Annotated in this window: 14 protein-coding genes; 11 read left to right on the top strand and 3 right to left on the bottom strand. The window is 37.1% G+C overall.

Going from position 1 to position 22,293, the window contains the following annotated elements; translation table 11 throughout:
* Window positions 1-115: 115 nt before the first annotated feature.
* On the top strand, window positions 116-1,852 hold the full coding sequence (locus tag IGI79_RS08265) for a glycosyl hydrolase family 28-related protein (protein WP_438845841.1): 1,737 nt from the start codon (window positions 116-118) through the stop codon (window positions 1,850-1,852).
* Between the two features lie 908 nt (window positions 1,853-2,760).
* Here the strand turns inward: IGI79_RS08265 and IGI79_RS08260 are convergent.
* The gene (locus IGI79_RS08260) at window positions 2,761-2,910 is read right to left on the bottom strand and encodes a hypothetical protein (protein WP_438845840.1); all 150 of its coding nucleotides are present in this window, start codon (window positions 2,908-2,910) and stop codon (window positions 2,761-2,763) included.
* Window positions 2,911-3,431: 521 nt separating this feature from the next.
* Here IGI79_RS08260 and IGI79_RS08255 point away from each other — a divergent pair.
* The 8 genes from IGI79_RS08255 (at window position 3,432) to dnaJ (ending at window position 18,811) form a co-directional block, all read left to right on the top strand.
* Window positions 3,432-10,649, top strand: coding sequence for a QWxxN domain (locus tag IGI79_RS08255; RefSeq protein ID WP_438845839.1), 7,218 nt, complete (start codon window positions 3,432-3,434; stop codon window positions 10,647-10,649).
* Between the two features lie 9 nt (window positions 10,650-10,658).
* Window positions 10,659-11,357 carry a hypothetical protein gene (locus tag IGI79_RS08250; RefSeq protein WP_438845838.1) on the top strand — a complete coding sequence of 233 codons (699 nt, stop codon included), beginning with the start codon at window positions 10,659-10,661 and terminating at the stop codon, window positions 11,355-11,357.
* A gap of 207 nt (window positions 11,358-11,564) precedes the next feature.
* On the top strand, window positions 11,565-11,726 hold the full coding sequence (locus tag IGI79_RS08245; RefSeq protein ID WP_169823214.1) for a hypothetical protein: 162 nt from the start codon (window positions 11,565-11,567) through the stop codon (window positions 11,724-11,726).
* 591 nt (window positions 11,727-12,317) lie between these two features.
* Window positions 12,318-13,499, top strand: a complete 1,182-nt coding sequence (gene hemW / locus IGI79_RS08240; RefSeq protein ID WP_438845837.1) for a radical SAM family heme chaperone HemW — start codon at window positions 12,318-12,320, stop codon at window positions 13,497-13,499.
* Window positions 13,500-13,733: 234 nt separating this feature from the next.
* Window positions 13,734-14,777: a heat-inducible transcriptional repressor HrcA gene (hrcA, locus tag IGI79_RS08235; RefSeq protein ID WP_071866244.1), complete on the top strand. Its 1,044-nt coding sequence runs from the start codon at window positions 13,734-13,736 to the stop codon at window positions 14,775-14,777.
* Between the two features lie 79 nt (window positions 14,778-14,856).
* Window positions 14,857-15,405 (top strand): nucleotide exchange factor GrpE, encoded by a 549-nt coding sequence (gene grpE / locus IGI79_RS08230; protein WP_010735217.1) that lies wholly within the window; start codon window positions 14,857-14,859, stop codon window positions 15,403-15,405.
* A 54-nt stretch (window positions 15,406-15,459) separates the two neighbouring features.
* The gene (gene dnaK / locus IGI79_RS08225) at window positions 15,460-17,289 is read left to right on the top strand and encodes a molecular chaperone DnaK (protein WP_438845836.1); all 1,830 of its coding nucleotides are present in this window, start codon (window positions 15,460-15,462) and stop codon (window positions 17,287-17,289) included.
* A 355-nt stretch (window positions 17,290-17,644) separates the two neighbouring features.
* Window positions 17,645-18,811 (top strand): molecular chaperone DnaJ, encoded by a 1,167-nt coding sequence (gene dnaJ, locus IGI79_RS08220; protein ID WP_010735219.1) that lies wholly within the window; start codon window positions 17,645-17,647, stop codon window positions 18,809-18,811.
* 27 nt (window positions 18,812-18,838) lie between these two features.
* On the opposite strand, the gene IGI79_RS08215 is transcribed toward dnaJ, so the two are convergent.
* Together IGI79_RS08215 and IGI79_RS08210 are read right to left on the bottom strand one after the other, a co-directional pair.
* The gene (locus IGI79_RS08215) at window positions 18,839-19,537 is read right to left on the bottom strand and encodes an HAD family hydrolase (RefSeq protein WP_071866245.1); all 699 of its coding nucleotides are present in this window, start codon (window positions 19,535-19,537) and stop codon (window positions 18,839-18,841) included.
* A gap of 10 nt (window positions 19,538-19,547) precedes the next feature.
* The gene (locus IGI79_RS08210; protein ID WP_071866246.1) at window positions 19,548-20,324 is read right to left on the bottom strand and encodes a DeoR/GlpR family DNA-binding transcription regulator; all 777 of its coding nucleotides are present in this window, start codon (window positions 20,322-20,324) and stop codon (window positions 19,548-19,550) included.
* A gap of 226 nt (window positions 20,325-20,550) precedes the next feature.
* Here IGI79_RS08210 and lacG point away from each other — a divergent pair, with 226 nt between their 5' ends.
* Entirely contained in the window at window positions 20,551-21,951 is a 1,401-nt protein-coding gene (lacG, locus tag IGI79_RS08205) for a 6-phospho-beta-galactosidase (RefSeq protein ID WP_071866247.1), read from the top strand.
* A gap of 16 nt (window positions 21,952-21,967) precedes the next feature.
* The gene (locus IGI79_RS08200; protein WP_010735223.1) at window positions 21,968-22,279 is read left to right on the top strand and encodes a PTS lactose/cellobiose transporter subunit IIA; all 312 of its coding nucleotides are present in this window, start codon (window positions 21,968-21,970) and stop codon (window positions 22,277-22,279) included.
* Window positions 22,280-22,293 lie beyond the last annotated feature (14 nt).

Genomic DNA, 22,293 nt, shown 5'->3' with positions numbered 1-22,293 from the left:
ATATCGTTCGTTATTTTATGGTGTCTTAAAACAAAAGGTACCTAACACCAAAAATAAAAGAATACTTCCTGTTTAGAACGATAGCCAATCACAGCTAAAAAGAATGGAGAGACAAATGAACAAACGACAACTAAAAATGATGTTATGTTTTCTGGTTCTGTTTGTAATAAGCATACCAGCAAATATAAACGCAGAAGCAACGAATGAGTTAGAGGGCCAAAAAACTTTTCCGGCTCAGCACACCGAATGGTTAGATGCAACAGATGAGACGATTTTTGGGGAGCACGCGTTGCGACGTGAGAGTTTAGAAGATCAGTCAGATCAATTACAAACGATTATTGATCACACCAATTCTTTAACAAAACAGTTATATATTCCAGCTGATACGTATATCATCAATAAAAATGTGGTGTTAAGAAGCGGTCTCAAGATCAAAGGAGAAGAAGAGAATCCAACGATATTGAAAAATGAAACAGGACAAAACGTTTATTTGTCAGATGAAAATTACCAGACAAGCCACAATATTGAGATTCATTCATTGTTTTTCGATGGAGTAGGAATTTTTACACGTTTAGCAAATAACATTACCATCAATGATAATGTGTTTTATCATCCTGTCTCTTTGTATCCGATCAACCTACAGACATCCAATGGGGCAACTATGCAAAATAATATATTTATGAGAGATCATGAACATGCCACGCCAGATACAGAAAATCGGGCAATCTATATTGGTGGTTTTTCGACGGTTGGAAGATATGAGTATATGGAAAACGTACAGATTACAGATAATCTATTTGGATTACGGATCAATGAGTTAGAGGCAATCAAGAGCTTTAGCAATCCTGAGATTATCAAAACCATCAATCGTCTACAATCTGCGTTGGAGTCTGAGCAAATGTCTCTTGAACATAACGAACAAAACTATCTTTCTTGTGGTGTTAATTCATATAGTAATTCGAAGAATGTTTTGATAAAAGATAATTTCTTCCAGCAGATGTACGAGAACGAGGATCGATATGGTGTGGTAGGTGATCATGCCATCTATCTAAGAGGATCACAGAATGTACAGGTTATAGGCAATCACGTTCGTGGATTGCACAATGGACCTTATGGTGGATTTAAATTCAAATCAGGACGTAACATCACAATCATGAATAATTATCTACGTAATACCGGTATTATTATGTATGAAACACCAGAATTTGGATTAGGAGATAGTTTTGATCAAGGTCAAGTAGCGGAGTTATCGAATTGGCTAGTAGCAAATAACGTGTTTGATTTTAAAGAGTGGCAGGATAAGTACGCGATTGGGATAGAGTATAATCGGCATACTGGAAAGGACAACGTATATAATGGAGTATTTATTGATAATCAATTTATCAATTATCACAATATTCCAGCCAACCGCCGGAGAGAGCTATTGATCATGAATCAAGCTTCTGAAGGTTTTAAAGGAGAGTCAACGTATGTTTCTGGCAATACACGTGATGACACATCTGATCGACAATTAAATGTTGAGTATTGGACCTCTGCAGAGTATGACAAAATGCCAAAGAATTGGAGAAGTTTGATCGATTCTACATTGTATGATCAATATAAAGAAACGCAAATACCAATACAAGATGCATTTCCTGTTGGCCGGAGGGTTGAGATTGTTTTAGGAGAACCTTATGATCCATTTGATTTTGTTGAGCAGACCCATATAGAAGAAAATGATCGTCCTGAAATCACTATTTTGAATCCTGAAGTTCTATCAAAAGTTGGTCAACATAAGCTAGAGCTAATGCTTTCATATCCAAATGGACGAACAGTGCGTGTGGTTGCAAATGTGACAGTCCTGTTTCAATAATTAAAAAGTTCAAGCGGTCCCTCAAACCAGTTGAAACTTCTTGACATATCATTTTCTAGCCAAAGTCGAAAGAGTTAGAAATATTTCCGCCCGATAAAGATTTACAAGTAGTCATTTTATCAGAAATACCAAGTTTTTATCGCTTAATTTTCGATTGAAAAGGCGGTGTTAATGAGCTTTGCTAAATAGGTGATTTCGACAAAAGAACAGATGCATGAAATTACTTATATCTCTTCTATTTTTTCGCACCAAAAAACAAGGTTGGTTGAACATTCCTTCTTTTTATAGACATAGTATAAAGACGGAGGATGTTCAACTGAGTTTTATTTTGCTTAAGTAGTTTATCAATCAGTTAAATAAAAGCATTGCTGATTTATCAGAAAATGCCACCGCTAAAGAGTTTAAAACGGTCATGAAATATGTAGCAGACGAAGCGAATCGTAAGCAGAGGGAATTATTAGGATTGGATTAATAACGTTAGAAAAAAGAAACCAACCTTTTAGTAGGTTGAAGTGAGACTCAATAGTTAGGCCAAGTACCGACTGGAGAAATCTTGTCGGTATTTTTGTGTTGCCATTCGTTTACGATATTGAACAGGACTGCAGCCGAGTTTCGTTTTGATGCGCAGCTGATTCTAATACTCGATCCACTAACCAATGGATTGTGCTAAGATATAATTTTTTGATGATTGGCTTTCCATGAAAATTTTCCTTTCGGTTTCGGTGAAAGACTTTACATGCCTTATTTGAGGGATGATTGATGCCAATGAAAAACCTGAAGCGTTGGAGGACAAGCCGTATTTCAGGGTAATGTCAAGATAAGATTTATCACTATTCAACTAATAGTATGTGACATCTTGTTTGAATTGAGAAGAGTAACTTTGTTTCGTTTTTTTCTTGTGAAAAGCATTAAATTCGAGCGTCTAAACTGTCTTTATCCGTTTTAACTGGATAGGAGTCTGGAATACTATACCGATCCGTCAATGTTTTATAAACACCTTCACTTTCTTGGTAAGCTTCAACTATCTGTTTTTTAAATGCGTAATCGTATCTAGTCACTAAAATACCCCCTAAGTTAGATTTTTGGGTCTAACTTTGGGGGCGCACTTCATTGTTATGATAGTTTTATATTCAGTAACAACAGAAAAGATAAATCATATCCTTTGTTAAATTAGCTATGTCATCATGGTTAACCGGATGTGTGTCGAACGTTTCTATATGAAAATTACAATGGGAATTTGTAACTAAGTTTCGACAACAACTAAAGAAAAATAAAAGGAGAGGCAAACAAATCTATAGGATATAAGTTTTCTGCTTCTATCCATATTTCTTTAGTGAGTATATCTATCGTCACTATGACTAGACCATTTTTTTCATCAATCATTCAAATAAAGTCACATTGGATAGTCATATTTTTTGTACAATTAACGTATATAAAAATAAAATTTTTTTAGTTTTTTTAATTGCTATTGACGATATGCTTTTCCTTTATTTCGGTATCCAGGCTTAACACTCTCTATGATTAAAAATATGATTATTACATAATTTTTTTTATTAAAACAGATGAAGGAGTGAAAAAAATGATAATAGAAGTTTATAGGAAAAAAAATGGTGAATTTTATTATCAATGTCAAAAGAAATATAATCAAAAAGCAGAACAAAGATGGTTGAACGCTTTAGCCAATAGTATGGGACAGACGCTCAGCCCCAAGGGATTTCACAGTCCGCTAGGATTCCTTTATCTATTAAGTGTATTAGGGAATTTTCGATTATCCGATAAAGTATCACCAAATCTTCAACAAACAGGTAAAGGAGCTTCTTCCGCTTTTGAAGTAGACACCTTCATAGAAGTGCGTAATCAAGAAGAATTTCTCACAGTTCAATCTTTTGTTTCAACTTCTACTTCTAACCGGTTGCATTTTCAGGCAGAAACAGGTAACAATACGATAGTCGGACCAATCATTGAAGGGAATTCTAATAATCCTCCGATGATGTACTTAGCTGAAAAAGCTCATCAATGGAGTGTCAATATTCATCAGGTAGTTCACGGGATTTCGAAACTTGAAAATTGTACAACCAATAGTGAGTTTAACTATCGACTACATTGGGGAATGTGGCAAGTTCCCAATCATACACAATCTCACTTTAAAACAATCTGTCAGAGAGCCATCATCGATTCACAAGAAAGGCTAGGTCAACAAACATACCGCCCAATAGACATTAAAAAGTTTCACTTTAAAAAAACTAGCACAGAAAACGACTTGCCATTTTCTATTGGAAAGGATATGACTGAAACATTAAAAACTGTTTTTCAATTCCACATGGAAGATTTATATTCTTTGACAAATAAATATTTTTCAGTAAATGCAACTGAAGGAGCAGTATCAAATGTAGAAGAATTTCCGATAGAGAAGATTGATTTATTTCCCATTTATTTTAGTGGATTTTTAAATAGTATATTTACAGAAAAACAAGAAAATGCAAATGGATACCTTTTAATTGACTATTTTTTCCCCTTTTTCAAGCAAACTTTTCCTCCCTACTATGAAACAAAAAATTCGGAAACTACCCAAGTTAGAAAGAATATTAGACATCCAATACAACATTTCTTCCCCAACTTATTTCAACTCACTAAACATCTAGATAACAGCTCAATAGTAAAAGAACAATTTAATATGGTATGGACATTAATGGAGAAAGCAACGGAAAGCGTTGACCGATTCCTTGAAATATTGGATCCATTAAAAGTAAGAGTTGCAGAAGCGGCAACGATTCCTGTCAAATTATCCGATGGTAGAAAAAAAATATTCCCATTGGATAGAAGTGTGAACATTCCACTGAAATCATATGAAGACTTTTCGGATCATACACTAAAAAAAATCGAGTCTACGATTTCGTCTTATATGAAAAATGAACTTACTTCAGAAAAAATAGTTGAATCACTGAGGCCAGTATGGTTTGATTTAGCGGTTTTTAGCAAGCGTGATAAGACGGAGACGGTTAATAAAGTGATTATTGAGCGTGTGTGCCAGCATGATAAGGAGTTGTGTTTGTCGAATGAATCATCGCTCAGAGAGTTGTTTCTTGCAATCCAATACTGGGGAAATAGAGGGAACACGAATCAAGATATTTTGGATAAAAGAAAACAAATTGCTCGAATCATTTTGAAAGCTTATGATCTTTCCGAAGAACATCTGACGGATAGTAGAGCCATTGAAGTATTTCTCCAATGGCGAAATAATAATATTTTTAAAAACGTTACATTTTCAATAAATAAAAATTTTGCTTTGATGAAGAACCAAACAATCATAATGGACACCCAGATGAATCAAGATAAAGCTACAATGAATGCGACTGAATTAACATTAATATCTAAAGTGACTGAAGCGATTGCGGCAAATCGTTTTCCTACAATCGATCAGGATCAACCATTGCCGATTTTTTATTATAACGAACTTCTTTTTTTAAGAAGAAACGCTACAAAAACGGTAAATAAACATCTAAAAGATTGGTACATCAAACAAGGATTATTGAGTGATTCTGTCACTGACACGGAACTGATAAAGAGACTTCAAGATAGGGTAGGAATAAGTGAAAAAAATGAAGTATCAGTTATATCAGAAAAGTTAGCAACCTTAGCTTTTTTTTTACTCAAAGCGTATGGCGTAGAAAATGTAAGGTTGGGAGATATTCTTTCTGCGACTCAATTACAGGCAATTTTTATGCAATGGAAAACAAATACGATTTTAGAGGGTAATACATACAAAAATCAAACGAATCAAACGCACATTTATCAACTAGCTCAGCCGGAAACATCCGTGATGAGTCATTTCCTAGAGAAAAGAAAACATAGTGATCAAATTTATGCCGACTTTATTAATGATCGACCGCTTTCTATACCTAATACACAACCAATCATTCTTGTCTGTTACCACTTTGCTCTTTTTGAAAATCGCACCCAAACTTCTAAAGTGAACGAAGCGGTCAGGACGTTCCTCCATGAGCAAAATGCCCATTTTATTAATTCATCTACGAGTGAATTAGTCAGAAAATTGCGCGAGTGGACTTTATCAGCTGATACATATGATTTGATTATCAAAAGAGAAAAAGAGGCAGCCAATCTCCTCCTTAAAAATTATGGTATTAAAGAAACTTTTATTACCATTGATGAGGCAAGAAAGATTTTTCTCCAATGGGAAAACAATAACGCACAGAAAGGATATTTCTATAAGGAATTCAGAGAAAGTGAACGTCGTTTTGTTGGAGGGATCACTGAAGAGATAGAAGGAGAGAAAGAGACAAAGGTAAAAATTGAAGCATTTCTGAATGAAAATCATATTGATCCAGCCAAACAGGTAACCAACGAATTACAGAACCATTTTGAAAATGGAATCGATTCTACTCAAAAAGAACAAATCAATCAAAGAATTGCCACTTTTTTAACTACAAAAGGGATTCCTTGCGATATCTCTAATCTTCGTTTGTTAGTTGAAAAGGTGTCAGAATGGACATTACTTGAAGATACTACTCAAGAAACAATTGATATGGTGAAAGTGAAAGAAATCGCTCAATTGATTATTGGTGAAGAACAAGATGGAGTAATCTCAGACATGGAGGCAAAAATCACTTTCATTGTTTGGCTTTCTCAAACGATTGAAGATGTCACTTCTTTAAATGAAAATAGAACATCTAGTATATTTGAACAATCAACTAGTTCGAATTCATCTGTACCCCCTGCAGATATACCTAAAGATAAACAAGATATCTTAGGAAATATCATTAGTTTAAAAACAACTAGTGACGGGGATCAGTGGCGTGAGGGACGAGTAATGGAACAGGTGAAACGTTTTTTTTACAATAAAGGCCTATTAGCAAATGAAGCAACGAAAGAAGATCTATTCGTTGTAATGGGAAAATGGTTGATACGAAGTGGTGACAAACGAGTGATCATACATGAAAACTTACAAGCAATCGCGATGATCATTCTTAAAGAGTTAAATCTATATGGTGGAGAATTAGAGGAAAAAATCTCCGATAATCTTGCAGAAGCTACGGTTTCCAAATGGGCTGTTGAAAATTTATTAGAAAGTTCAATCGAAGCATACATAGCTAAAAGTATACTTGCATCTTCAGATCCATCATCCTATACGATTGGACAGCTCAGAAAGCTGTTTGAGCTAGAGGAGTTGAAAAAATCGGGTTTGATCGATCCTCTACCTCGAGCACATACACTTGCTGATTCACGAAAGCAAGAGGAGGATCAAGCGAATTTAAAGAGTTTATGGATCCATCTAGTCGATCGCGTATTACCAAATTATCTTTTAGAGGCAAGTAATCTATCTGATGATTTACCGATTTCTGATTATGATACATTAATGCAGTTAACAGGTTCGATGTTATTAAAAGATGCAGGATATCTGAAACAGTTCAACCAAACGGAAATTCGAGCGTTTGGCGAGTTTTTTTGTGAGACAGTCAGTAAACAAGGCGTCGATTCACTTAATCAGTTGCAATATCTAATCACACCAGCACTATTAGCCATTGCTCAACTCGATCCGAAGGGATTAAGTGAAGCATTAGAAAAAGGAAACCATAAAGAGTTTGCCTTAAGCACTTTCATAGGTTATCGACAGAAAGGTTATTTCAAAATTTTAGAGCTACATAAAATGATACATGTTTCTTATCAAATGTATGAAAAAGCATTCAGGGAGTGGCGTCGTAAGCAAGCGTTGGCAAAAGAAGTAGCCGAAGAATGTAGACAAAAGGGAGTAATAGATGTCAGAGGGTTTGATCAGATATATCTTAAGGGGAAAAATCCATGTCCTAAACTTTTGGACTTGCCAAATATTAATGAGAAATACACACACCTAACTAAAGCTGTTTCGAATGCCTATCACTCGTTCAATAAGAAGTTGATTGAACTGGCACTAAAAATAGTAATTCCTGAGGAGCTTAGCTTTATATTTTCGGCTGATACCAAAATTTACGAAGCTTCGGCGCAGTTGAAAAATGAAGCTCCTTATGTCGGAGGAGGTGCAGGTGCGCCGGGTATGCCACCAGTTTCCTTTACAAAACGCGTGGATTGGCTCGATACAATCCTTAAGTTAGAAAATACCAATCTGTTCGTTGCCATTTGCAACAATGAAGAACGTTTATACGCATTAAAAGCATTGGATGAAGACAGTGGGTATATGTTATATCGTGTCGATACTGATCCATTATTATATCTTAAATATGGTTTGTTTGATCAGAAGTACATTTGGAATCAAGGTTTTCAAAAAGACCGTGATGGGGTCTTGATAAATAAAAAACACTATACATTTACTGTTAAAGTCCATCGCGATAAAGAATTATCTCGTGGAACTGACGTAGAGACATTCGTCGAGAATATCAGCAGTAAGCACCGTGATGCATTCTACCGACAACTGTATGAGTCAGGAAATGACAAGTCGACAACTGAAAAAATATGGGATATGGTGAAGCATATTATTCCGTTTTACGATTGTGTGGTAAGTAGTATAAATGGACAAGTGGGTGAGGCCGTGTCTTCTTGTCTAATTGATGTTGTTCTGCTGATTCCTTTGTTTGGAACGGTTACTGCTTTGAATACGAAGTTTGTTGTGGGCGTAGCCAGAGCAATTGCACGAGGTGGGTTAAGAAATGCAATAATGAGCAGTGCGAACGTAATCCCTAATCCAGCAGAACTGAGAGCTCTCATAGCAGGTGTGGCACGCTATATTGATCCCGGTTTTGAGTTAGTTGTAGGTGGGAGTCAATTAGTCATAAAAGGATTAGTGACATTAAAAAATCAAAATTTTTTAAACCATAGTATCAAAGAAATCTTGTTAAAACTAGAAAAGTTACAAAAAGAAACAACAGATTGGTCTGACATATACATCCGTACACATTTACCAAGAAATGGTCCAGAAGTTCAAGTGAAATGGGTAAAAAATAAATTATATATGAAGGTGACAGATTTAAAAAATGGCGATGTCTCTGGTAAATACTTTACTTTGAGAGGCAATCAACTAAGAGAATTTGAAGGGGCAGCATCTTTTACGCCAGAACAAAAAGCATTGATTGATCGCTTAACAAAGAAAGTAGATAAAGACGTTCCGTTTGTTGAAGAAGCGAATATTTACCCAAAGGGATATGGGGAGGGGATAGTTTATACCATACAAAATAAAGATAAATCCATCTCGTATGGTATAAAAATGAATGACCAAATTATACCTATCAGAATTGAGCCAGTGAAAGGCCATGGGGTACGTTACGATGTTATTGATGGAAATGAGATATTTCCAGTCAATTTCAATGGGGTGGAATGGTATTTTGAGCCAGGGACGTCACCCCTTCTCTCTAAAGAAGTAACAACCGTTGTTGAGAGTCAAATCAACCGATTTGAAGTGTTACTAGATCCAACTGGTCTTTCCGCTCCAGATGCGTATGGGTTGATGAGCGATGCAGCAGGAAGAACGTATATAAAAATCACACATCGGTACATTCCATTGATTTTGTTGGACATGGAAGAGAATCGATACCATTTAGTAAAAAAGAATATTCTAGAACCGCTCACTGTATTACGATTTGATTCTAGCATTCAACATTTTCGTTTTGAGACTCATTTAGAAAGAGTCTCTGTTGATCATATGAGTGCCGTGTCAAAAACTGGTGGGAAACATGAGAAGGCTAGTACCTCAAAGGTAGGTATCGCGAGCACATCACAGGAAGAGACCTCTAAAAATAGAATATTCCCACCATATAATACAATCCCTACAGGGGCAGGGAAAATAAGTGATTGGAACAAATTCAGACAAGCAGTAGTCACTCCAAATGATTACCAATTTCCAAGATATGAAGATAACGATGTGGCACTTACACCGTTAACTAGCTTTATTTCGGAGCCACAAAATTATTATATAAACGATCAAGCTTTGGTAGAAAGCGCATTGTCTCGTACAATTAACGATTTGTTGACTAAGAAAGTTTCTCAACATCAGGTAATTCCTGAAGAAGAGGGTCTAGGTGAAGCAATATCAAAAGCAATTGATGATCTATTAGATGCGGGACCTTCGAATGTCCCTATTGTGGCAACTAGTGACTTAACAGAATTAGAGGAATGGGTAGAAACATCATTTCCTAATGAAGACGTGACGCTCAATCAACCGCCAGAGCCTCTATTTACAGACGAAGATTTAGAGATTATGAAAGGATGGGTAGAGGATTCTATTGCTCAAAATATTGAAGAAGTAGCGCCTGACCTGGTACCTGAACAACCCGGTAATCCAAATGAAGGGGAAATTGAATTCGTAAAAGAAAACGAGTTGACTAGTCAAGTAGAGGAGGGAGGTACCACAAACTTTCGAGCTGACTATCGAGTATTTGTGGGCTTTGATGCCACAAAGGTTCCTGACTTTCTCAAACCATTTATCGAAGAATTATCCCAAGAGTTTTATAAAGCAGTAGAAAATTTCAGCAAAGCCAAAGAAATTTGTTCGAAATTATTAAAACAATCTACAATTGCTGAAACAAAAGTAGGGAAATATTTGATTCAAATGTTTGACTTAGTAGAAGCAACGAACCAAGAACAGGTTTTAAGAGAAATCATCAAAAGAGTCCTGTCGATCGCAGAAAAAGGGGAGTTATTTCTTCGACAGTCAGCGGATTGGGGATTTGAAAACATGTGGATTGTCTCATCTGACCTTGTTCAAGATGAAATCACACAAAACTATTATTCACAATATAATGAATATTTAAATGCGTATGCATTTGTATTTAAACAAGATGGCGAATGTTGAATCATTATTATGGCAGATGCTTTTCACTTAAAGCCAGCTATTTCTCCAGAAGAGCAGTTAAAAACAGCTCCAGAGGAAACGATTATGCATGAAGCCACACATCTTGCATCTTCGACAGATGACATTATAGCCTATACTTTACCTACAATAGGGACAAGAAGAAGCGGAAAAGACTTGAGAGATGAGTTTCTACGTTATTATCCTAGCTTTGTACTGTCGGAGACATTTGAGAGGTTTGTTAAAAGACTAGCTCTGGAACAAAACAAACCGAATCTATCTAAAAATACTGTTGTTGAAGCACTAAAAGTAGATTCTATGTTACGAAGTAATTTTCAATTAATGGATGCAGAAATGGCAATGATCATTATTCGAGATATTGCACAAGGAAATGAGTTTGACATACGACCACGTTTTAAAAGAAGTGCCGATCATTCAAAATTAGGAAACGGATTTATGTTTATGTTCCAAGTAATGATGCATCTATGGAATTATGAAAATCTTGAAAAAAAGGTTACATTAAAAGAAATACCAAAAGATAGGCCAAAAGAAACAACAACAGAAAATGTTTTAACACCCACCTCACAAAATAGTGACAAAAAAAGTTTTGCGACCCTTGTAAATAGGGGGAAGATAATCAGTAAGATTATAAATAGCACGTATACTGGTAAGCAGTTCAAACAACAACTTAGAAGTGAGTTGAACATATAAGCGATATAGAAGCTTTGCTTGTGGCAAAGGGGCTGAGTATAAATAAAGTGGGATATGCAAAGTTTTTTGCTTTTTTAGAGATAAAAAGTTACCACCTATAGATTACTAGAAAATGACATTGAAAAATTAAGTACAGGTATTTGAAGCAATAATGCTTCTTATATTAAAAATTGGATAACTGTTAGTAATAGATAGATGGGAAGGAAGATGGATGAAAAAGGACAAGTATGGAAAATTGTAAATAAATACAACAAAAGTATATCTTACTTATCAGAAAATGCTACTGCTAAAGAACTTAATACAGTAATGATGTATAGCGCGAATGAGGAATATAGAAGGCAACGTAAATTAGTAGGATTAGCTAAATAATACGAATAACGATTTATGCATATTATTAAACTAGACTGAAAATTTATGGGAAATATAATCATCGTTGCTGTTTAAATAGATAGTCCATTCGTTAAGGAGATATTAGCCAGAGAGGAAATGAATATAGTATGAGAAGTAAAATTAGGGGGGGAATCCAGAGGTTGATCCTTTGAAGTGCCCCTTGTCAAGTGGACAGTAAAAAAAACAAAAATAGTATGAAAACAGGAATCGAGTCACTTGATTCCTGTTTTCATGCAGCTCAAGGCAATCATGGAACGTGTAGGGCATGCCAACATGAAAACCACACTGGAAATTTACAACCAAGTCTCCACCACAACCAAAGAAAAACTCATCCAAGAAATCGATTCTTGGATTTTTTAGTGGATTTGTTTGTTAAATACGTATAGTATGCGTATATAAGAGGTCGTGAAAGTGCCGGTTAGCTCCGATGACAATAAGAAAGCAATTTTTAAAACAGCTTTTCATGTTTTGAAAATTGCTGGCTTATTTCAAGGAGTTGGCACTTGAACACCGTTTAAAGAGTGGTCGAAAAGCGGTACGACTTTTTGACGTAAGGAGAAAGAAAATCAAATGAAAGAAACAAACAAATCCGCAGAACATAAGGTTTCTGCATATATCCATATTCCATTTTGTGAACATATCTGTTATTACTGTGACTTCAATAAAGTGTTTCTAGAAGGTCAACCAGTGGATGAGTATGTCGAAATGCTACTAAAGGAAATGGCGATCATGATGGAGCGTCGTCCGGTGAATGAATTGGAGACACTGTATGTTGGTGGTGGAACGCCGACTTCTTTATCGGCTAAGCAGCTCGATCGACTATTGTCTGGTGCCAGAGAGATCTTACCTTTTAATGAAGGAAAAGAGTTTACAGTGGAAGCGAATCCTGGTGATTTGACCAGGGAAAAGCTACAAGTAATGAAGAATTATGGGGTCAATCGTTTATCGATGGGGGTCCAGACCTTTGATAATCGCTTATTAAAGAAAATTGGTCGAAAACATACGGCGGAAGATGTCTATGAAACGATGCGATTTTTAGAGGCGGAAAATTTTTCAAATGTCAGCATTGATTTGATCTATGCATTACCTGGACAGACATTAGAAGGCTATCTTGATACGTTAGAGCGGGCATTAGCCTTAGACTTGCCTCATTATTCTCTTTATTCATTGATTTTAGAGAATAAAACGATGTTCATGAATTGGGTTCGACAAGGAAGATTGCAGTTGCCAGATCAAGAGACGGAGACACGGATGTTTGAAGAAACGATTGCGGCGATGGAAAAACATCAACGTCATCAATATGAGATCAGTAACTTTGGTTTAGCTGGTCATGAATCCCAACACAATTTGATGTATTGGAATAATGATCACTATTTCGGTTTTGGCGCAGGAGCAAGTGGCTATCTGGATCATACGCGATATCGAAATAAAGGACCGATCCAACATTATTTGCGTCCGTTACGTGAAGGTGAGCTACCAGTATTAGAACGTGAAGAGTTATCTCGTAAGAATCAAATCGAGGAAGAGATGTTTCTTGGTTTAAGAAAAAAGGCGGGCATTGAGAAGCAACACTTTTTACAGCGTTATGGTCAATCGATTGAATCGTTGTATCAATCTGTCCTGGATGAGTTAGTAGCAGAAGAGTTGTTAGTGAATGAAGAAGACCGAGTATATTTGACACAAAAAGGAACTTTTTTGGGGAATAATGTATTCGAACGTTTTTTATTGGATAAGGACTTGGTAAACGACTGAATGATTGTTTAAATTTTTTATAACAACGAAATAAAAAAAACGATTTTAATCAAGTTTTTTATGATCAAATGCCTGATATGACGCTATTTTAAGCAAGTTGACAATTGATTAGCACTCTCGATGTAAGAGTGCTAAAAAAGTGGGTTCTTTTCCTTGACACTTTTTAGTCTTCTTGCTATATTTATAAGTGGGTTAGCACTTAGAAGCTAAGAGTGCTAATGAGAGGTGAGAAAGATGTTAACACAGCGACAAAGTGATATTTTACGTCTGATCATCCAAAACTATACGAGTAGTGGGGTGCCCGTTGGTTCCAAAACGTTAATGGCGGAAGGAGTCGAGGCAAGTCCAGCGACGATCCGTAATGATATGAAAGCTTTAGAGGATGAAGGTCTACTTTTAAAGACACATTCTTCTTCTGGACGTATACCGTCTGCGCTAGGTTATCGTTATTATGTGGATCATCTGTTACGACCTGCTCGTGTAGCAAATGATGATTTGCACCAAATTCGACAGTCTTTAAACAAGGAATTCCATGAAATCAACGAAATCATCAAACAATCAGCTGAGATTTTATCTGAGTTGACTAGTTACACTACTTTTTCGTTAGGACCCGAGATTAAAGATCGCCGTTTGACCGGTTTTCGCATCGTGCCATTGAATAGTCGTCAGGTCATTGCGATCGTGGTGACTGATAATGGGAACGTTGAAAGTCAGGTTTTTACTCTTCCTGAAAACTTAGGTAGTCAGGACTTAGAAAAAATGGTTCGTATTGTCAATGACCGTTTGGTAGGAGATCCGTTAGTGACGGTATACAACAAATTACGCACGGAGATCCCGATGATCTTGCATAAATATTTTCAAACAACGGAAGGGATGTCTAGTCTCTTTGATACGGTTTTGAGTCATGCGTTTGAAGATAAAGTTTATGTGAGTGGCCAAATGAACTTATTGGATTATGAACCGTTGCAAGATGTGGATCAGTTCAAGTCAATGTTTTCATTTATGACAGATTCCTATGAACTGACACAGATGATCGTACCGATGGATAGCAAGATACATATCAAAATCGGTTCGGAAATAGGCAATGACCTATTGCAAAATATGAGTATGATCCAAGCGAGTTATGAAATCGTCGGCCATGGACGTGGAACCATCGCATTGCTAGGACCAACTAGTATGCCATATTCCAAAATGTTAGGCCTTGTCGATGTCTATCGAAAAGAATTGGCGCACAAACTCGCTGATTATTATCGCACACTTGATCGCTCGGATTTTTGAACAATCACAAAAGTGACTGATCGTTTTTTCGATTTGAGCGATCAAGCATCTGACTGAATAATGAAAGGAAGACTGCATCATGAAAGAAAACCATGAAGAATTAGATCAGGAATTGAATGATACGCAGCTAGATCCAGAAACGGAAGAAGTGGAAGTTTCAGAAGTGGAAGAAGAAGCAAACGAACTTGCAAATCTCCAAGCTGAATTTGATGAAATGGAAGACAAGTTTTTGCGTGCGAGAGCAGAAATCGCTAATATGGCAAATCGTGGTAAAAACGAACGAGAGCAATTGCAAAAATATCGTTCACAAGATTTAGCCAAAAAATTATTACCTTCGATCGACAACTTAGAACGTGCTTTAGCAACAGAAGTATCTGATGAGCAAGGTGCAAGTTTGAAAAAAGGTGTCGAGATGGTTCTTGAAAGTTTGAAACATGCATTGAAGGAAGAAGGAATCGAAAAAATCCCTGCAAAAGGTGAACCTTTTGATCCGACATTGCATCAAGCAGTTCAGACGGTACCAGCAACAGATGAATTACCTGCTGATACGATCGTTGAAGTGTTACAAGAAGGCTATAAATTACATGACCGCGTATTGAGACCGACAATGGTTATCGTTGCGCAATAAAGTCATGATGGAATAGAAACAACAACTTAGTAATAAGATAAGGAGACGTTGATTATGAGTAAAATTATCGGAATTGACTTAGGTACTACAAACTCAGCAGTAGCTGTATTAGAAGGAAATGAAGCAAAAATCATTGCAAACCCAGAAGGAAACCGTACAACACCTTCTGTTGTGTCATTTAAAAATGGTGAGATCCAAGTAGGGGAAGTCGCAAAACGTCAAGCAGTAACAAACCCTAATACAATTTCTTCCATCAAACGCCATATTGGTGAAGCTGGTTATAAAGTGGATGTTGAAGGTAAATCATATACACCACAAGAAATCTCTGCAATGATCTTACAATACATCAAAGGATTCGCAGAAGATTATTTAGGCGAAAAAGTAGAAAAAGCAGTTATCACTGTTCCTGCATACTTCAATGACGCACAACGTCAAGCAACTAAAGATGCTGGTAAGATTGCAGGTTTAGAAGTAGAGCGTATCGTCAATGAACCGACTGCGGCAGCACTAGCTTATGGTTTAGACAAAACAGATCGCGATGAAAAAATCTTAGTATTTGACCTTGGTGGTGGTACATTCGACGTATCGATCCTTGAATTAGGCGATGGCGTATTCGACGTATTATCTACTGCTGGAGACAACCATTTAGGTGGAGATGACTTTGATAACAAAATCATTGATCATATGGTTGCTGAATTCAAAAAAGAAAATGGCATTGACTTAGGTCAAGATAAAATGGCTATACAACGTTTGAAGGACGCTGCTGAAAAAGCGAAAAAAGACCTTTCAGGTGTTTCAAGCACTCAAATCAGCTTGCCATTTATCACAGCTGGTGATGCTGGTCCATTGCACTTAGAAATGACATTGACTCGTGCAAAATTTGATGAATTGACAGCTGACTTAGTGGAACGTACGAAAGTTCCTGTACGTCAAGCATTGAAAGATGCTGGTTTGTCACAATCAGAAATCGATGAAGTGATTTTAGTCGGTGGTTCAACTCGTATTCCTGCGGTTGTTGAAGCTGTAAGAAAAGAAACAGGAAAAGAACCAAACAAATCAGTAAACCCAGATGAAGTTGTAGCGATGGGTGCAGCAATCCAAGGTGGCGTGATCACTGGTGATGTAAAAGACGTTGTTTTACTAGACGTAACTCCATTATCATTGGGTATCGAAACGATGGGTGGCGTATTTACAAAATTGATCGATCGTAATACAACAATCCCAACAAGTAAATCACAAGTATTCTCAACAGCTGCGGATAACCAACCTGCTGTAGATATCCATGTATTACAAGGGGAACGTCCAATGGCTGCGGACAATAAAACATTAGGTCGCTTCCAATTGACAGACATTCCAGCTGCACCACGCGGTATCCCTCAAATCGAAGTAACATTCGATATTGATAAAAATGGTATCGTAAATGTATCTGCCAAAGATCTAGGTACACAAAAAGAACAAAAAATCACGATCAAATCTTCTTCAGGTCTAACAGACGAAGAAATCGAACGTATGGTGAAAGATGCTGAATCTAATGCAGAAGCAGATAAAGCACGTAAAGAAGAAGTTGATCTACGTAATGATGTCGATGCGTTGCTATTCTCAGTTGATAAAACCTTGAAAGAATTAGAAGGTAAAGTTGACGAAGAAGAAGTGAAAAAAGCTGAGGCAGCTCGTGACGAATTGAAAGCTGCAGTAGAAGCAAACAACATCGAAGAAATGAAAACAAAACGTGATGCGTTGAACGAAATCGTGCAAAACTTGACAGTTAAATTATATGAACAAGCGGCACAACAACAAGCTCAAGAAAATCCTGAAGCTGCCCAAGGCGGAGCGGATGATGTCGTAGATGCTGATTTTGAAGAAGTCGATGACGACAAAAAATAATCAGTTCATTTAGTTTCACTTAAAGAGATCAAGTCCCGCTTTAGAATAAGCCGAAGAATTCGAAAATAGCTTCTCATATTTTCGCGATTCTTCGGCTTATTTCCGAGGGAATAATCTTGTATCACTTTATTTTATGCAGTTTAGAAGCATCACTAGAGTAAAGTAACAAGTCATCAGTTATGATTTTTCTTTGGATCAAGAAGAGAAATGTTATCTTTTCTTTGTGCCATAGAAATCAATGATCGATTTTTTCTTCTTTAGTCGATACTTCGAAATTTCCGGTTTTTGTTTCGATCAAAGTGTGATATGATAACAAACGACGTGGAAATGAAGAGAACCAATAGGAGGAAAGCCTATGGCAACAAAACGTGATTATTACGAAGTCTTGGGGCTGTCAAAGGGAGCTTCAGAAGACGAAATAAAAAAAGCTTATCGAAAGTTATCAAAGAAATACCATCCAGATATCAATAAAGAGCCTGATGCTGATGAAAAATTCAAAGAAGTTTCCGAGGCTTATGAGATTTTAAGTGATCCACAAAAACGTGCGGCTTACGATCAATACGGACATGCTGGAACTGATCCTAATTATGGCGCTGGTGGCGGCGGCTTTGGTGGCTTTGGCGGCTTCTCCGGTGGTGGAGCTGGCTTTGGTGGATTTGAAGATATTTTTGATTCGTTTTTTGGCGGTGGTGGAAGATCTGTTGATCCAAATGCCCCTCGTCAAGGATCAGATCTACAATATACAGTCAATTTATCCTTCGAAGAAGCAATCTTTGGGGTAGAAAAAGAAATCAAATACAATCGTGAAGAAATTTGTCACACGTGTAGCGGAAATGGTGCAAAACCAGGAACACAACCGACGACTTGTCATAAATGTCATGGTTCTGGAACGATCAATGTGGAACGTCAAACACCACTTGGTCGTGTGATGAGCCGTCAAACTTGTGATGTATGTCGAGGCACTGGGAAAGAAATCAAAGAACCATGTCCGACTTGTCATGGCTCTGGTCATGAGAAGAAAGCACATACGGTCAAAGTGAATGTACCAGCCGGTGTGGAAGAAGGACAACAAATGCGCTTAGCAGGACAAGGTGAAGCAGGCGAGAATGGTGGTCCATTCGGAGATCTATATGTGGTCTTCCGAGTAGAAGAAAGTGATATCTTCGATCGCGATGGTTCTGAGATCTATTATGAGTTACCATTAAGCTTCGTGCAAGCAGCGCTGGGTGATGAAGTACAAGTGCCAACCGTTCATGGGGATGTCAAATTGAAAATCCCTGCTGGTACGCAAACGGGAACGAACTTCCGTTTACGTGGTAAAGGAGCGCCACGTTTACGTGGTGGGTCTACAGGGGACCAACATGTGCGTGTGAAATTGATTACACCTAAAAACCTCAATGAAGAACAGCGTGAAGCTTTACGCGCATTTGCTAAAGCAGGCGGCATGCATGTTCAAGAGCAACAAGAAGATGGTTTTTTTGATAAAGTAAAAGATGCGTTTGGCGGAAAAAAACGTAAATAAATACAAAAAAGATAGACGATCATACGTCTATCTTTTTTTTGATGAAGTTGCAGTGGAGAAGAAATTGAGATAGAAATCATCAAAATTCTCTATCACACCATCTTTTCTTAGTTCTTGATTGGAGAATAACTGGCGATTTTTCCCAAATGGATCAATGGCGATGATCGTACCGATATTTGCACGCTTGGCTGCTAAAAGTCCAGAATAAGCATCTTCAATGACCAAGCAATCTTTTGGTTCAAGAGCTAATTTTTGTGCGGCTTTGATAAAGATATCAGGTTGTGGTTTACCTGGGAAAGTATTATCATCGTAAACGACTTGATCAAATTCAAACCATCTTACTAAATCAAAAATCTCAAAATAAAATTCAACGTTATCTTTGACTGTAGCTGTAGCGATCGTGATCGGGATGTTTTCCTCTTTTAATATGTCCAAAGTACCGATCAATCCCTGCGTCAGCATTAAATCATCCGGTTTTTCTAAGCAAAGAGTGCGATAATATGCCTCTTTCTCGTTTGATAGTTTCTCGACTTCTTCTTTCGATAAAGTAGGGGAGATAAAATAATTCAATATCTCACTATTGGTACGTCCATGGATATTTTTAACAATGTCTTCATCAGAAAGCTCTTTTTTAGAATAATGATGGATCATTTGGACCCAAGCCGCTTCATGTAAATGGGAGTCTTGGAACATCGTCCCGTTAAAATCAAAAATAATTCCTTTCATACGTTCACTCCTAAAGTTCATTTTCTAGCGATTCCGCTAATTTTATTTGGACATATTGCGAATAATGATCTTTCACATGTGGTTTGATGTGTGGATCAGTAATCAGTAAATCAAAATCATGTAATTGATAAAAGATATAAAAGTCATCGCGATTAAATTTTTGGTGATCCACTAATAAGTATTTATTTTTCGAATGGTTCAAGGCAATTTGTTGAGCTTCACCTTCTTCGGTACTATAGGTTGAGATTGCTTCATTATGCACACCGTTAGCGCTGATAAATGATTTGGTGAACTTCAGTTTTCTGAGGTTATCGTTGGTGATGGGGCCGACAAATGCACCAGTGTTTTTTCGAAAGTCGCCACCGATCAACAAAATTTCGGGAACTTCTGCTTGGGCTAACACTTCAAAAACGGCATAATTATTCGTAATGATCCGCAGTTTTCTGTGGATCAAGTGAGAAGCTAATAACTCGATCGTCGTTCCTGGACCCAAAAAGACTGTATCACCTTCATTGATCAACTGTGCAGCTGTTGCCGCAATCTGTTGCTTTTCTTTGATTTGCATGACTGATTTTTCTGTATGTGATAATTCTTGGTCGAGGGTATAGGTAAGACTTTGGGCCCCACCATGGATACGCAATAATTTTCCTGACTTTTCTAGCTCATCCAAATCTCGACGAACGGTCATATCAGAGACATTCAATTGTTCGATGATCTCACTGACCGTTAAAATCCCTTTTTTATTCACCATCTCACTAATTGTTAGTAAGCGCTCTCTTTTTAACATCTAATCACTCCCAATTCACAAATAATCTACCATATAATAGAATGGAGGTCAACAAAAACAAACACATGCAAACAAAAATAATCAACCTAAACAAACAATCCCCCCTTTTATTTCAAATAAATGCAATTTATTGATTGAATTTGTTTGTTTTTGTTGACAAATGTTTTGAATGCGATTACAATTCGTGTTGTTATATAAATTAGTAGACAAGAAGGTAGGGGAAGAGATGCTGAAATTACCAGAAGATTTTATTTTTGGCGGAGCAACAGCGGCATACCAAGTAGAAGGCGCAACAAAAGAAGGCGGAAAAGGTGAAGTTGCTTGGGACGAGTTTTTAGAGAAACAAGGAAGATTCAGTCCTGATCCGGCAAGTGATTTCTATCATCAATATGAAAAAGATATTGAATTATGTGAGAAGTTTGGTGTGAATGGGTTACGTTTATCCATTGCGTGGAGTCGTATTTTTCCTGATGGAACTGGGAAAGTGAATGAAGAGGGTGTGGCATTTTACCATAAGGTCTTTGCAGCTTGTGAGAAACATGGTGTACTTCCTTTTGTGACGCTCCATCATTTTGATACCCCAAAAGTTTTATTTGATCAGGGTGATTTTTTAAATAGAGACAATATAGAAGCGTTTGTTGCGTATGCAAAATTTTGCTTTGATGAATTTAAAGAAGTACGTTACTGGAGTACCTTCAACGAGATTTATCCAGTGGCAACGAATCAATATTTATTAGGGATTTTCCCACCAGGAATAACCTATGATTTTACCAAAATCATTGCTTGTTTGCATAACATGATGTATGCGCACGCAAGGGTGGTGAACTTGTTCAAGGACGAGGGATATGCCGGTGAAATTGGTGTGGTTCATTCTTTAGAAACGAAATATCCTGCATCGGACGCTTTGGAAGATCAACATGCAGCGTTCTTAGATGATGCGTTGTCGATCCGTTTCCTCTTAGATGCCACTTACTTAGGATATTACTCTGATGAAACATTGTCAGCGCTTGCTGAGATTTGTGAAGCAAACGGCGCAAGTTATGATTTTCCGGAAGAGGATTTGGCGGAGATGAAGCGTGCCTCGCACCGTAATGATTACTTGGGTATCAACCATTATCAATGTCACTTTGTCAAAGCGTATCATGGAGAGAATGCGATCCATCATAATGGAACAGGGGACAAAGGAACTTCTGTTTATAAAGTAAAAGGAATTGGAGAACGGATCTATAAAGAAGGAATCCCTCGAACGGATTGGGACTGGTTGATCTATCCAGAAGGGTTATATGATCTATTGTTACGTATCAAGGAAGATTATCCTCACTACAATAAAATCTACATCACTGAAAATGGGATGGGATTCAAAGATCAGTTCGATGATGGTGTGATCATGGACCAACCGCGGATCGAATATTTGAAAGTCTATTTAGAATCATTGAGCCAAGCTATATCTGCTGGAGTAAACGTGAAAGGCTATTTCCTATGGTCGTTAATGGATTTGTTCTCTTGGTCAAATGGTTACAACAAACGATACGGACTCTTCTATGTCGATTTCGAAACACAAAAACGTTACCCTAAAGAGTCCGCCTATTGGTACAAATTCGTCAGTGAAACAAAAACAATCATTTAAGTTGGAGGAATGGAAGATGAATAAAGAAGAATTGCAAATGTTAGGTTTTGAGATCGTGGCTTATTCAGGGGATGCACGTAGTACGTTACTCACATTATTAAGAGAAGTCCGTCAAGGAAAATTTGATCGTGTGGAAGAAGCCTTGAAGGATGCAGATGAGAATTTGACATTAGCCCATAATTCGCAAACAAAGATCTTAGCAGAAGAGGCTTCAGGAAAAGATATGGATATGGGATTTATTTTTATCCATGGACAAGATCACTTGATGACTACTTTATTGCTAAGAGATTTGATCCAAGATTTCATTGAGTTATATAAAAACAAATAATCACTAGGAGTGAA

The organism is Enterococcus sp. AZ084 (assembly GCF_051714905.1).
GTDB classification, from domain to species: Bacteria; Bacillota; Bacilli; order Lactobacillales; family Enterococcaceae; genus Enterococcus_B; species Enterococcus_B pernyi.
This window is presented reverse-complemented; position numbering and strand designations above follow the sequence as displayed.

What these genes read in the sequence shown, in the direction of transcription:
- IGI79_RS08265 (WP_438845841.1), top strand. Translation starts at nt 116, where the DNA reads ATGAACAAACGACAACTAAAAATGATGTTATGTTTTCTGGTTCTGTTT.
- IGI79_RS08255 (WP_438845839.1), top strand. Translation starts at nt 3,432, where the DNA reads ATGATAATAGAAGTTTATAGGAAAAAAAATGGTGAATTTTATTATCAA.
- IGI79_RS08250 (WP_438845838.1), top strand. Translation starts at nt 10,659, where the DNA reads ATGGCAGATGCTTTTCACTTAAAGCCAGCTATTTCTCCAGAAGAGCAG.
- IGI79_RS08245 (WP_169823214.1), top strand. Translation starts at nt 11,565, where the DNA reads ATGGATGAAAAAGGACAAGTATGGAAAATTGTAAATAAATACAACAAA.
- hemW (WP_438845837.1), top strand. Translation starts at nt 12,318, where the DNA reads ATGAAAGAAACAAACAAATCCGCAGAACATAAGGTTTCTGCATATATC.
- hrcA (WP_071866244.1), top strand. Translation starts at nt 13,734, where the DNA reads ATGTTAACACAGCGACAAAGTGATATTTTACGTCTGATCATCCAAAAC.
- grpE (WP_010735217.1), top strand. Translation starts at nt 14,857, where the DNA reads ATGAAAGAAAACCATGAAGAATTAGATCAGGAATTGAATGATACGCAG.
- dnaK (WP_438845836.1), top strand. Translation starts at nt 15,460, where the DNA reads ATGAGTAAAATTATCGGAATTGACTTAGGTACTACAAACTCAGCAGTA.
- dnaJ (WP_010735219.1), top strand. Translation starts at nt 17,645, where the DNA reads ATGGCAACAAAACGTGATTATTACGAAGTCTTGGGGCTGTCAAAGGGA.
- IGI79_RS08215 (WP_071866245.1), bottom strand. Translation starts at nt 19,537, where the DNA reads ATGAAAGGAATTATTTTTGATTTTAACGGGACGATGTTCCAAGACTCC.
- IGI79_RS08210 (WP_071866246.1), bottom strand. Translation starts at nt 20,324, where the DNA reads ATGTTAAAAAGAGAGCGCTTACTAACAATTAGTGAGATGGTGAATAAA.
- lacG (WP_071866247.1), top strand. Translation starts at nt 20,551, where the DNA reads ATGCTGAAATTACCAGAAGATTTTATTTTTGGCGGAGCAACAGCGGCA.
- IGI79_RS08200 (WP_010735223.1), top strand. Translation starts at nt 21,968, where the DNA reads ATGAATAAAGAAGAATTGCAAATGTTAGGTTTTGAGATCGTGGCTTAT.